This is a genomic window from Caballeronia humi, from assembly GCF_001544475.1.
GTDB lineage: Bacteria > Pseudomonadota > Gammaproteobacteria > Burkholderiales > Burkholderiaceae > Caballeronia > Caballeronia humi.
In genome coordinates this window covers 1-11,755 of the sequence record NZ_FCNW02000094.1, presented here as the reverse complement: position 1 = coordinate 11,755, position 11,755 = coordinate 1, and the positions used below count along the sequence as shown (strand labels likewise).

11 protein-coding genes are annotated in these 11,755 nt (G+C 62.0%); 4 read left to right on the top strand and 7 right to left on the bottom strand.

Annotation, left to right across the window (positions count from 1 at the left end; genetic code table 11):
* Positions 1-571: 571 nt before the first annotated feature.
* The 5 genes from AWB65_RS33100 to AWB65_RS33080 are packed head-to-tail and all read right to left on the bottom strand — an operon-like array spanning position 572 to position 6,675.
* Complete coding sequence (locus AWB65_RS33100; RefSeq protein WP_200821862.1) at positions 572-1,708, bottom strand: porin; 1,137 nt, start codon at positions 1,706-1,708, stop codon at positions 572-574.
* A 48-nt stretch (positions 1,709-1,756) separates the two neighbouring features.
* Entirely contained in the window at positions 1,757-2,698 is a 942-nt protein-coding gene (locus tag AWB65_RS33095) for a VOC family protein (RefSeq protein ID WP_087671036.1), read from the bottom strand.
* A gap of 14 nt (positions 2,699-2,712) precedes the next feature.
* Entirely contained in the window at positions 2,713-3,564 is an 852-nt protein-coding gene (locus AWB65_RS33090; protein WP_087671035.1) for a fumarylacetoacetate hydrolase family protein, read from the bottom strand.
* Positions 3,565-3,599: 35 nt separating this feature from the next.
* Positions 3,600-4,931 carry an MFS transporter gene (locus tag AWB65_RS33085; protein ID WP_087671034.1) on the bottom strand — a complete coding sequence of 444 codons (1,332 nt, stop codon included), beginning with the start codon at positions 4,929-4,931 and terminating at the stop codon, positions 3,600-3,602.
* A 40-nt stretch (positions 4,932-4,971) separates the two neighbouring features.
* Positions 4,972-6,675 (bottom strand): FAD-dependent monooxygenase, encoded by a 1,704-nt coding sequence (locus AWB65_RS33080; protein WP_235008014.1) that lies wholly within the window; start codon positions 6,673-6,675, stop codon positions 4,972-4,974.
* Positions 6,676-6,775: 100 nt separating this feature from the next.
* Here AWB65_RS33080 and AWB65_RS33075 point away from each other — a divergent pair, with 100 nt between their 5' ends.
* From AWB65_RS33075 to AWB65_RS33065, 3 genes are all read left to right on the top strand, one after another.
* Positions 6,776-7,675, top strand: a complete 900-nt coding sequence (locus tag AWB65_RS33075) for a LysR family transcriptional regulator (protein ID WP_087671032.1) — start codon at positions 6,776-6,778, stop codon at positions 7,673-7,675.
* 129 nt (positions 7,676-7,804) lie between these two features.
* A complete protein-coding gene (locus tag AWB65_RS33070) occupies positions 7,805-8,728 on the top strand; it encodes a tyrosine-type recombinase/integrase (protein WP_087671031.1) in 924 nt (307 codons plus the stop codon).
* Between the two features lie 256 nt (positions 8,729-8,984).
* Complete coding sequence (locus AWB65_RS33065; protein WP_087671030.1) at positions 8,985-9,413, top strand: HU family DNA-binding protein; 429 nt, start codon at positions 8,985-8,987, stop codon at positions 9,411-9,413.
* 160 nt (positions 9,414-9,573) lie between these two features.
* On the opposite strand, the gene AWB65_RS33060 is transcribed toward AWB65_RS33065, so the two are convergent.
* Complete coding sequence (locus AWB65_RS33060) at positions 9,574-10,923, bottom strand: type II toxin-antitoxin system HipA family toxin (RefSeq protein WP_087671029.1); 1,350 nt, start codon at positions 10,921-10,923, stop codon at positions 9,574-9,576.
* A 2-nt stretch (positions 10,924-10,925) separates the two neighbouring features.
* A complete protein-coding gene (locus AWB65_RS33055; protein WP_087671028.1) occupies positions 10,926-11,174 on the bottom strand; it encodes a helix-turn-helix domain-containing protein in 249 nt (82 codons plus the stop codon).
* Positions 11,175-11,537: 363 nt separating this feature from the next.
* Here AWB65_RS33055 and AWB65_RS37395 point away from each other — a divergent pair.
* On the top strand, positions 11,538-11,755 hold a 218-nt coding region (locus AWB65_RS37395), incomplete at its 3' end, for a hypothetical protein (RefSeq protein ID WP_143281822.1).

The following is an 11,755-nucleotide window of genomic DNA, read 5'->3' as shown; positions in this document are numbered from 1 at the left end:
TAAAGGGCTTCACCGGCGTGTGACCGATCGTACGGAGAGGCTGCAGTCGAATTTGATTCAGTTTTGAACAGACAAGACAAAGGTGGCCGCATGGCTGATCGCCGTCGAGCCTGTGCATGAAAAATCGGTTTACCGTTTGCGCGCCTTTACCGTCCGCGTTTTAATCCGCGGATAAGTCCCATTAGCGATGCTGCTACGAATAAATTCCGAATTGTTTCAGGGCAGATCGATTGGTTAGCTGATATGCGACGCAGGGAAAGAAATCAAGCGGCGCGGCGCGATGCAGTAGCGTGCTGTAAAGGGCGCGTCTACGCTAGGCTCAATGCTCACGCGGGCCACGAGAGCATTGAGCATGCAAAATGAGAAACGTTACATGCAGCGAAAACGATCGTTCTTTTTTGTCTCAATCGCTGCTGTGCCGCCCGGTGAAGCTCCGCCCACCCGGTGCCATCGCTTAAGGCTGACTCACCCCAACGACCCTCCAACCCGAAACCGGTCGAGAAACCGAAAGCGCGCAGTGCAAATTCGATGATGCGTTCATCCATCTCTTCCTGGTTGTTGTCGTCGAATGTCAGAACGAGTGCCGGATGCCCGCCATCACGCCGAGCTGGCCGACGCCTGCGTTGGGTGTCGTCCCGGGTCCGCCCTGACTCAGCGTGTAGCGCGCCTTTGCGCTGTTGAACACGTAGCCGCTTTGCAGATACACGCCCGTGCGCTTGGACAGCAGATAAGTGCCGCGCAAGGCGGTGATCGTCGCGCGGGTGTCCTGATCCTTGTCGATGGTGCGGTACACGCCCCCATCAACCACCACGGCCGGCGTCACGTAATACGTACCCGTGAGATAGAAGATGTTCGTGCGCACGTCGGCGAGCGTCAGCGACACCGTCTCCACGCGACGTCCGAGCCAGCCGCCGCCGACCTTCAACTGGCCGACCTTGAAGTAGCCGTTCAGTTGCGTGCGCGCGTCCTTGTCGCCGCTGTTGGTCAGCGGGATTGGCGCGATGCCGTTGAAGATGTTGGCTGCAGCGCCCGGTCCGCCGCGCTGCTCGTCGTACGACGCCGCGATGCCGAACGCGCTCGCGTCGTAGCGCAAGAGCGCCGACCACTGGCGGCACGCGTTCGAGTTGCCGGGGATCGAACCGGCGCAGGTGCCCTGCCCCGGCGAGTTGCCGGTCCCGGCGGAGTCGCGGCCGAACGAATACGTTCCGCCGACCGTGACGCCGCTGAACGTGCCCTTGTAGGCGACGGTGTTGTCGCTGCGGGCGTTGGGAATATACGCGTCGATCGAACCGACGCCGCCGTAGATGTCCGGCCCGAGTTGATCGGCATCGACGATGGCCCAGTACGACATCGTGTACTGACGACCGAACGTCAACGCGCCGTAGCGGCTCGATACGCCCACCCACGCCTGACGGCCGAACAGACGCCCGCCCTGATTGACGTCACCGGAACGTGTGTTGAAGCCGTTTTCGAGCGTGAAGATCGCCGCGTAGCCTCCGCCTAGATCCTCGGTGCCGCGCAGGCCCCAGCGTGAAGGCACCGAACCGGTAATGCCCGGCATGCGGATCACCTTGTCATCCGTCGGACCGGCGTGCGTCACGAGCTCGATGCCGGTATCGAGAATCCCGTACAGCGTGACGCTGCTTTGCGCGTGAGCGGCGCCGCTCAACGCGAGCACGGCCGTTGCCGCCATCATCCTGTGTTTCATGTCTCCATCCCTTTGTCTGGTTATGTTTTTAAGGCCGGTCTTCTCTCGTCACGCCTCCGTGTTGTGAACGAAGTTGTCCGGGACTGGCGGTCCCCACAGATACAACGAGTCCTCCGGTGCGAAATCGCCCGCAGGCCAGCGGTATCCCGCCGAGACGAAGTCGATGTCGGCCGAGTACTCGCTAAACGAGCCCCACGGGTCTTCGACGTAGTGGAAGTAATTCGAGCCGAGCACATGGCGCCCCGTGCCCCACCCCTTCGCGTATCCGGCGGCGGCCATCTGAGCCGCGCCCTCGCCCACGCGATTGACGTCGTCGACGTCCCACGCAGCGTGATGCCAGCCGCGCGCGCTGCTTTTGGCAAACGCGACGAGGTGGTGATCGCTGCCGTGCGGCGCGTGGGTGAACGCGATGATGTCGAGCGATTTGTCGGAGAGACGGAGGCCCAGCGCCTTGCCGTAGAAGTCGATTGCGCGCAGCACGTCGGGCGAAAACAGCAGCACGTGCGAAAGCCGGCGCGGCCTGACCTGTTTCACTTCGGATCGCATGCAATTGCCACGCGTGTTTGCCGCCGTTCCTTCGACCGGGTGCGATGTCTTCGACGACGGGCTCGTCTTCGCTCCCGCCTTGACCTGAATCAGGTTGCCGTCGGGATCGTGGAACCAGACGCCCGCGTCGTCGCCGACGAGATGTCCCGCGACGAACGTCGCGCCCGCCGATCTCACTTGAGCGCGAATCGCGACGAGATCGTCGTCGAAGCAATTGAAGCTCAGGTAAGTAAGCGACTTGCTCGACGCTGGCAGGATGCGCGCCCAGCGCCAGCCATCGGCGGCACGCAACTCCAGTTCGTTCGCGTGCGCTCCCGCGCGCGCGACATCGAGCCCGAAAGCGGTGAAGAAGCGCTCGGCTTCGGCGAGCGATGGAACGTTGAGGGTGAAATGATCGATCGAATGAATACTAGCGCCCGGTGATGGTATGGCGGAACCTGCCATGAGATGCCTCCATGTCATCGGATCGGCCGCTCGTCGGCGATGACGTTGCAGAGCGTGCCCATCCCTTCGACGCTCACTTCGCACACGTCGCCCGCTTTCATCAGCAGCTTCGGCGTGCGCGCCCAGCCGATGCCCGACGGCGTGCCCGACACGATTACATCGCCCGGTTCGAGCGTGATCGCCTCGCTGATAATGCTGATCAGCGACGCGACATCGAAGACCATCTCGTCGGTGTTCGCCGACTGCACCACTTCGCCGTTGACGCGCGTCTCCAGCAGCAATCCCTTGACGCCTGCCGGAAGCTCGTCGGGCGTGATGAGGTCCGGACCGAATGCGCCGGTCGCATCGAAGTTCTTGCCGACTGTCCATTGCGGCGTCTTGAACTGGTACTCGCGCACGGAGCCGTCGTTGAAGAGCGAATAGCCGGCCACATGCGTGAGCGCGTCGTCCTTCGCAATGTGACGGCCTCCTTTCCCGATCACGACCGCGATCTCGCCTTCGAAATCGAGGCCTTCGGAGTCGGTCACGGCCGGGCGGATCATCGGTTGGTCGTGCGCGACGAGACTCGTATTCACGCGCAGGAAGAGCGTCGGGTAAGCGGGTTGCTCGAAGTTGCTTTCCTTCGTGTGGTCAGCGAAGTTGAGACCCACGCACAGGATCTTCGGCGGACGCTGCAGCGGCGGCAGCAACTGGAGACCTTCCATCGGCTGCTTCTCTTCGCTCGCGCGACTGAGCGCCCATTGCACGAGATCGACGCCGCGCGCCAGTACCGATTCCATCGGTTCCGTGCCGAGCACGCGCACATCGTTGCCATCGCGCACGCCGAGCGTCGCGCGTCCTTCCTTCATGAAATTCACGAACCGCATGTCCTTCTCCCTTCAAAAGATTGATGTGTCTGCCACTACGCGTTCCGCCCGCGATACACCCAACCATTCGCGAGCATCGCCAAACCTGCGACGACGACCGGCGCCGCGAACATCACGAACGCCGCCGTCACCGAGTGAAATGCGACGAGCAGCAAGCCGCCCGTCATCGAGCCGATAATCGAACCGATGCGCCCCACGCCGAGCGCCCAGCTCACGCCGGTGGCTCGCGCCGCCGTTGTATAGAAGCCCGCGACCAGCACGTTCGCGCCGGTTTGGGCACCCGAAAGCCCAAGCCCTGCCATGAAGACGGTCACGTAGACCCAGATCGGTTCGTTGATCGAGAAGCCGATGAACGCGATGGAGATCGCCGCGATCGCATACGAGCCGGCCAGCACGAAGAACGGATTCATGCGGTCCATCAAGCGCGCGTTGACGAGCGAGCCGATCGTGCCGCCGAGCGGCAGCATCGCGCCGACGCGTGCCGCATGCGACGCATCGATTCCCGCGCCGGTGATGACGGTCGGCAGCCAGCTGCTGACCTGGTAATAGACCCAGAGCGTGCAGAAGAACGCGAGCCAGAGGAGCAGCGTGCCGGTCCGGTAGCGCGCGCTGAAGAGTGTGCCGACCACGCTTTGAGGGACGCCGACGTGCTTCGCGTCTTCGGGCACGACGGCTTCGAACGGCGTGTTCGCGTCGCCCGTCAGGCGCTCGATCACGCGGCGCGCCTCGTTCGCATAGCGCGGCTTGCCGGCCATGAAGCGAAGCGATTCGGGCAACCACAGCCAGATGACCGGCGCGAGCAGCAGCGGAAACACGCCGCCGAAGACGAACACGCCCTGCCATCCGAAGCCCGGAATCAGTAGCGCCGCGACCGCGCCGCCGCCCGCGAGGCCGAGCGTGAAGCCGCAGAACATCAGCGTGACGAGCATCGCCCGGCTGCGGGGCGGGCTGAACTCGGACGAAAGCGTGATCGAGTTGGGCATCGCGCCGCCGAGGCCCGCGCCCGTGAGAAAGCGCAATACGATGAGCCATCCCGCCGAAGGGGCGTACGCGCAAGCAAGACTGCCGACGCCGAACAGCACGAGCGAGATCACGATGACGCGCTTGCGGCCGATGCGATCCGCGAGCGGCCCGAACAGAAAGCTGCCTATGGTCAGACCGAACAAACCCGCGCCGAAGACAGGCCCGAGTTGCGCGGGCGTGAGCGACCACGCCGATTTCAGCAGCGGCGCGACATAGCCGACCGAGGCGACGTCGAAGCCGTCCGCCGCGACGACGAGAAAGCAAAGGACGAGTGTGAGCACTTGCAGCGGCGAAGTCTTCGAATCGTCGACGACGCGCTGCGGTGCAACGGCTTGAACGTGCATGGTGTTGTCTCCAATGAATGCGTTCGCTTGGGTTGCGAAACTATTTCGTTGCTGCTAGTTCTGTCGGCGCTGGTGTGACTTTCTCGTGCCGATGCCCTGTCGTGCGCAGGACTGCTGCTTCGAACTCACCGTCGAGCGCGTTGCCGCGCCAGGCGACATGCTGATCCGGACGAATCAGCACGAAGGCGGCTTTGTAGGCCTGCGCGACTTCGGGTTCGTCGATGCGTACGACGGCGAGTTGGGGAAGCGCGCGGCCGGCACGCTGCAACGCCGAATCGTCGATATGCGCGTCGGAGGCTTTCGTGCAGAGCAACGTGAATCCCTGACCGAAGCGGTCGTAGAGCGAGCGGCCGTCGGCGAGCCACACGTGCGGCGCACGATGCCCGGCTCTCGCGGTCGGCAAATAAAGGTTCGCAGAATCGGGTGGCGGCGAGCCAGCCTCCGCTTCGACGAGCGGCGATGCTTCATAGCGCGTGCCGAGATGAACGCCCGGGATTACGAATTCGGCGGTGGCGTGAAAGGCAAGGTAATCGCCGACCGCCGCACGCGCCGCATCGCCCGCTGCACCCGGCTCGTAGGCGGCAGCCGGTAGCTGGACGTAGCCGATGCTATCGGCGAAACCCCGGGCAAATGCCGTGTTGCGCAACGCGGCCGGCCGACGCTCCGCCTCGTAGCTCGCACCGAGCGCTTCGCCCGCGACGCCCTTGATCATCGCTTCGAGTTTCCACGCGAGGTTCGCCGCATCGTCGATGCCGGTGTTGTAGCCGAGGCCGCCCGTCGGCGTGAAGAGATGCGCGGCATCGCCGGCGAGGAACACGCGTTGCGCCGAGAAGCGATCGGCGACCAGCGCGAAGCCTGCGGTCCACGTCGATGTGCTCTTGACCTCGAAGGGAATGTCGGCACCGATCGCCTCGGCGATGCGCCGCCTCACGCTGTCGGCGTCGGGCGCTTCGCCATCGCGCGTCTGCACGTTCATGATGAAGTGGCCCGCGCCATCGACCGCGATGATCAGCGCGCGTTGCGTCGGGCTGAAGGTCCAGTATTGCCACGCGGGACGCCGCCCGCTCACACGATAGATATCCGGCGCGTAGAAGTAGACGGCATCCATCTGTCCGCCCATGAATTCGCGCTTCTCGCCTGCCACGCCTTCGAGGCGAATGCCGAGCGACTTGCGCACGAAACTGCGCGGACCGTCGCAGCCGATCAGATAGCGCGCGGTCACGGTGCGGGTCCCGGCGGCGGGCGTCGCGGTTGTATCGAGTTCGACCGTGGCGCTGACCGACTCGTCACCCTGCGAAATCCCGACGACGCGGGATGCGAAGTGCACCTGACACGCGGCGTTGCCTAGCGCCGCGTCGAGCAGCACCGGCTCGACGTAGAGCTGCGAGCATCGATGCGGCGGCTCAGGCGTGGGCCACGTGAAGGCGTGTCCCCTGGCCCACTCGATCGCATCGCGCGAAGCTGGCTGATGCAGCCGTGCCAGTTCATGACCGGCGATCGACGTGAAGTATGCGATGTCCGGCGCATAGTCCGGCGGCAAGCCGAGCGAGCGAATCTCCGACGCAATGCCGATGCGTCGAAAGTGCTCCATGGTCCGCGCGCTGTTGGCGTTGGCCGCGGGATGACGGCTCGTTCCGTTCTTCGCATCGAACAGCTCGACGCTGATTCCGCGCTGCCCCAGCTCGGCGGCGAGGAACAGCCCGACCGGGCCTCCGCCCACGATGATTACGTCGCAATCCAGCACTTCCATCTCCTCTTTTATTCACTCTGGATGCGAAGTTAAACGCGATATCTCTATAAATCTATACAATGAATTTCATATCCATAATGAATCGAGTTCATACATGGCATCGCCAGATCTCAATTTCATGTACGTCCTCCAGGCGCTCGACGAGGAGCGGAGCGTCTCCCGGGCCGCTGAGCGTCTCGGACTGACTCAGCCCGCCGTCAGCCACGCGCTAGGGAAACTCCGTACGCTGTTTCAGGACGATTTGTTCGTCCGCGCGGGTTCGGTGATGGCGCCGACGCCGGTGGGCGAGCGCCTCGTCGAAGGCGTCGCGCATGTGCTCGCGGTGGTACAGGAGGAAATCTGGAGCGCGAAGGCCTTCGACGCCACGACAACCACACGTGCCTTCTCCGTGTGCCTGAGCGACATGGGCGTGATCGTGCTGCTGCCGCGATTGCTCGCGGCGCTGCGCAAGCGCGCGCCGAACGCGACGCTCAGGCCGATCCAACTGCCGTCGATGGAACTCGCGAGCGCGCTGCAGGACGGTGCGCTGGATCTCGCGATCGGCTATCTGGGCAAGATGGGAGAGAACCTGCATCAACAGCCGCTCTTCAGGCGCTCGCTGGTCGGCATCGTCAAGGGAGGCGCGGCGCGCAAGAAGGTGCGGATGACGCTCGAAGAGTTTGTTGAGCGCAAGCATGTGGTGGCAGGCACGCTCGCGCTCACGAACCAGTTGCTCGAAAAAGAGTTGCGGAGCCACGGCACGAAGCTGAGGGTTGGCATCGACGTGCCGTATCTCCTTGCCGTGCCGAGCCTCGTCGCCACGTCCGATTTCATTGCGGCCGTGCCCGATGAACTCGCGGACCTGTTCTCGCGGCTCGCGGACGTGGATGTCTTTCCGCTACCGATCAAGCTTCCCGATCTGACCGTCCAGCAATTCTGGCACGCACGGCATCACAACGATGCGGGACACAGGTGGTTTAGAGGGCTGGTGGCGCAGACGCTTGGACAAAACTGAAGTTGAGCCACAAAAACTGTCGTTTGAGCAGAGAGGGGAGGCGAATGCACACACGTTATTGGCAACTGGTTTTGACGAAGCGCGAGCTTCGCGTATTCTGACGAGAATGCCAATTCAGTATATCGACTTATGACCCTGGCACTCTGGACGAGCGATCCTGAAGCAGCGTATGCCCAATGGCAACGCACCGAAGCAGCCGGCGCCGACCGCCGGGCTTTCGCCGAACAATCCATCGTCCAACACTGCGCGATGTTTGCGCGCTTCAATCGATTCCTCATCGCCCAAGGCCAGGCCCCAACGACCTTCGGATCAGATCACATCAACGGATTCTTTGAAGAACTCGCGAGAGACTGCGCGCCTGGCACAACGACACGCCTGAGGTATCTGAAGCTGATCGACCGGTTTGTTCGGCATCTGGTCGCCATGGAACTGCGCTTGGCCAATCCGGCGGCTCAAATGCTCGCTTCGGAGTCATGGCCCGAGGACGAACCCACGCCAATCTACCTTTCGCTTGCCGATGATCGCCGGTTGCAAACGGCTTGCGTGTCGCGGAGGGAGGCGGGCTTCAAATCGCTGCGCAATACAGCCATTGTTGCGACGCTTCTGAGCGCCGGCATCACCGCCGCCGAGTGCCGTCACCTGCGCGTCTCCGACCTTGATATTCATGGCATCCGGCCGGACGTGCTGGTGCAAAAGCGCGGCCCGCGGATCGCTCGCCGAGTTCCACTCGAAGCTTTCTCGCTCGACGTTCTGCGGGAGTACCACTACGCACGAGCGAAACTGCCTTGTCGAAGTGAGTGGCTTTTTTTTGCGACCGCCGCCGGCAAACCAATGAAGGATGACACGCTAGGGAAATGCGTACGGATTGCGCTGGAATCGCTGGATATCAAGGCGGCAGACATGAGTCCGCGACTGTTGAGAAACACCTACGCGCGCCGGCATCTCCATGCGGGCCGTACCGACGAAGAGGTCGCCAATCTGCTGGGCCTTTCCAGCCATCGCACTACGGTACGACTGCGGCAAACGCTTGAGCCATCCTTCTCCCCCGCTTGATTCCAGATTGGACGAAAGCGACGCGCGAATTTGCGAAGCGTGCTGCACCGCGCTTTTGCAACGCGGCCTGGAAGGGTACAGGTCGCTGTTTTTGCGTTGTGTCGGCCGAAAAGCCTCTGTTATCAGGGTTTCGTTTATTGCAACTTCATCATTGGGTTGCTACGCTAGCGGCACCCTGAGGGATTCGACCTTTGCGTAAGTCGATGACTATGCAAAGGCAAAGGTCTCAGGCCAAACCTTTGAATATGAGGAAGTCATGGCAAAAGCAAGCGCAACGAAACCTGCAGCAAAGGCCCCGAAAAAGGCAGCCACTCCCGTTGAGACGAAGGCGAAAGCGCCCGTAGCGAAAACGGCGGCAGTCACGCCACTTAAACCGATCAAGGATTCCTTCACCAAAGCGTCGCTCACGGTGCACCTGGCTGAACGCGCTGGCGTCGAGCCGAAAGCCGCAAAGGCGCTAATGGCAGCCCTGGAAGAGACCTTGCTCGCATCGATTCACAAGAAGGGCGCCAAGGAGTTCACGCTGCCCGGCTTGCTGAAGGTCGTCGCTCAGGACGTCCCCGCGAAGAAAAAGCGCTTCGGCAAGGACCCGTTCACAGGTGAGGACAAGTGGTTCGCCGCCAAACCCGCATCCGTTCGACTCAAAGTGCGCCCGCTGAAGAAGCTCAAGGACGCCGCCCTGTAAATCGATACTCGGTTTGCTCAAAGCCCCTTGCGTCTGCGGACGAAGGGGCTTTTTTATTTCAAAATTCCTGGATCACGACGGCGCACGACGCACCAGCAAGATGCGGGAACGACGTATTGCCACTGCCGCTCCACCGCGCTGAAAAATGACGCGTGCTGCTTCAGAGCCCCGTCGGCATCGCCTCCAGACGGTCAGCAGAGTTCTGAAGCCTCTTGAAGATCCGGTCCGACACCTTCGCCGGAAACCCGTCAGGCAAGAGACTCGATACCTTCTCGACCGCCTTTGGCGTCTCAACGATGAGGCGCGTGATGATGGGTTCCGCGTTCGGGCCGTAGTAGCAGCGTGCCGCCATGGCGTTGAAGTGAGCCCGCTGGATGTCCTTCATGAGGTAGTGTCGATTTCTGCCGGCCACGGCCATGGCCATCTTGGCCTTGAACCACGACCACTGGTTGCCACCATTGCCTTCGACAGGCCAGATCGACATGACGTCGTACAGCGGAGTCAGCTCGAAGTGTCCGCCGGGAAGCAGGTGAATGCTGAAATTCTTTGCATGACCATCGGGGGCTGCCAGCATCCAGAAAAGTATCTGCGTGGTGAGGAACGTTTCCAGGTCATGTTCGGCACGCACGGACTGACGCAGGTAGCCCGCGATATCGACCATGCCCGGACCACCATCGACCTCGTACTTCAGATGCGGCGGATTGCCGAGCACCTGACAAAAATCCTCCTGAGGCAGTCGAATGATCCAGTGCCCCGATGGATGCAAGCGACGGTCGAAGCGACTGACGGACAGCACTTTCTGGTCGCCAAACGTCAGGATTTCGCTGTCAGGCACCGGAAGGCCAAAGGCCCTCAACAACTGCAGGCAGAGCCACTCGTTTTCGACCGACGTCGTCAGGTCGGCTTTCTTGGCTCCAACTAAACCCAAGGGAAGTTTGAAGATGTGCGTGGTCGGCGTCGCCCCGTGGGGCACCATCCATTGCCCTTCATGCAGCAGGAATGCGGTCTTTTCCTGGGCGCCTGCCAGGGAGATCCGGAAATCGTCGTCATCATCGTCTTGCGCGCGGCCCGGGCCGTTCGCGGCAACCGCACGGGTGAGCTTCCGAGCGACTTCGTCGGGCGTCAAAGGAGTGCCCTCGATGCGGTCGAACCCTTCCGGCACGGCATCCTCACGAAGCAACTGGACCGCGCCGACGCAATCGCGCCCGATCGCCTCGAGCAGGTCGAAGGCTTCCAGCGACTCGGTCCTGAATCGTGTGGCCAGCCGTCGTCGAATCTGCTCGCTGTCGGGCAACAGGTTTTCGAAAAAGTTGCGGACTCGCGGGCCTTTCAGGGGCGAATTGTCGAACCCGAACGGCAAGGAAAGCGACAGCGGCCGGCCGGCAGGCGACTGCATCCAGTGCTCGTCGTACTGGAGTTCCATTGCGCCCTGACCCTGGAGACGCCAGGTACCAACGCGCATGCCGTTGGACCAGATGGACAGTGTTCTCGAGTGCGGTTTTCGTCCCATCGTTACCACTCGGTCGCGGAGGATCGCGCAGCCGTTGCGCGTGACTGCACGGCGAGATCGATCTCATAAAGGCCCAACAGAGCCAGGAGTTGCTCGGTCGTGATGGACGCCGGGTCCAGCTCAAGCGCGGATAGCCGGCTCTGGCTCAACCCCACGCGCGCCGCGGCCTGCGCTTGGGAAAGCTTCTTCGCCCGGCGAGCCGACCGTAATATCTGACCCAGTTGCATGGCAGTGACGATAGTCTGGTTCATTGCGTGTACCTGTGATCCAGCTATCTTTATTTTACGCGCTATGCAGGTATTTTGCCATTTATTCGTGTCACAGCTAAACCACTTTTACGCGTTATACACGTCAGGCAGTACTGACGCCATAGGTTGCAAATACGGGCTCGATCTTCGGAGCTTCATGTGGCACCGCGCTTCAACTGGTTGCGTATCGACCGCATCGGTCGGCGGGCAAAGCTACCTCGATCGAGGAAAACCTCATCGCGGGAATGGCATACGATCCAACCCGCCGAGAAAAGTCGGTGCAGTTTGGTGCGGTCTCCGACTTTTCTCCCTATCCATTTTCCGTAAGCTACCTCTCAGTGGAATACATGCTGGTTACGAGAGTGGTTGTGGGAAGCAAGGACCCCGTTCTGGAGTGATCCGGACGGGGCCTTTTGTGTTTCGCGCGCTTCCACCTGCCCGCAACCGGGTGTTGTCCTCGATGGGCGCACTGGGGCAGGTCATGCAAAATACCCGCATCTGATATGCGGAGAATGGCTCGTGGGCGTCAACTTCGATCTGAACGATTTGCAGGCGTTTCGAGCCGTCGTGGAATTGGGCAGCTT

What these genes read in the sequence shown, in the direction of transcription:
- AWB65_RS33075 (WP_087671032.1), top strand. Translation starts at nt 6,776, where the DNA reads ATGGCATCGCCAGATCTCAATTTCATGTACGTCCTCCAGGCGCTCGAC.
- AWB65_RS33090 (WP_087671035.1), bottom strand. Translation starts at nt 3,564, where the DNA reads ATGCGGTTCGTGAATTTCATGAAGGAAGGACGCGCGACGCTCGGCGTG.
- AWB65_RS33070 (WP_087671031.1), top strand. Translation starts at nt 7,805, where the DNA reads ATGACCCTGGCACTCTGGACGAGCGATCCTGAAGCAGCGTATGCCCAA.
- AWB65_RS33065 (WP_087671030.1), top strand. Translation starts at nt 8,985, where the DNA reads ATGGCAAAAGCAAGCGCAACGAAACCTGCAGCAAAGGCCCCGAAAAAG.
- AWB65_RS33060 (WP_087671029.1), bottom strand. Translation starts at nt 10,923, where the DNA reads ATGGGACGAAAACCGCACTCGAGAACACTGTCCATCTGGTCCAACGGC.
- AWB65_RS33085 (WP_087671034.1), bottom strand. Translation starts at nt 4,931, where the DNA reads ATGCACGTTCAAGCCGTTGCACCGCAGCGCGTCGTCGACGATTCGAAG.
- AWB65_RS33055 (WP_087671028.1), bottom strand. Translation starts at nt 11,174, where the DNA reads ATGAACCAGACTATCGTCACTGCCATGCAACTGGGTCAGATATTACGG.
- AWB65_RS33100 (WP_200821862.1), bottom strand. Translation starts at nt 1,708, where the DNA reads ATGAAACACAGGATGATGGCGGCAACGGCCGTGCTCGCGTTGAGCGGC.
- AWB65_RS33095 (WP_087671036.1), bottom strand. Translation starts at nt 2,698, where the DNA reads ATGGCAGGTTCCGCCATACCATCACCGGGCGCTAGTATTCATTCGATC.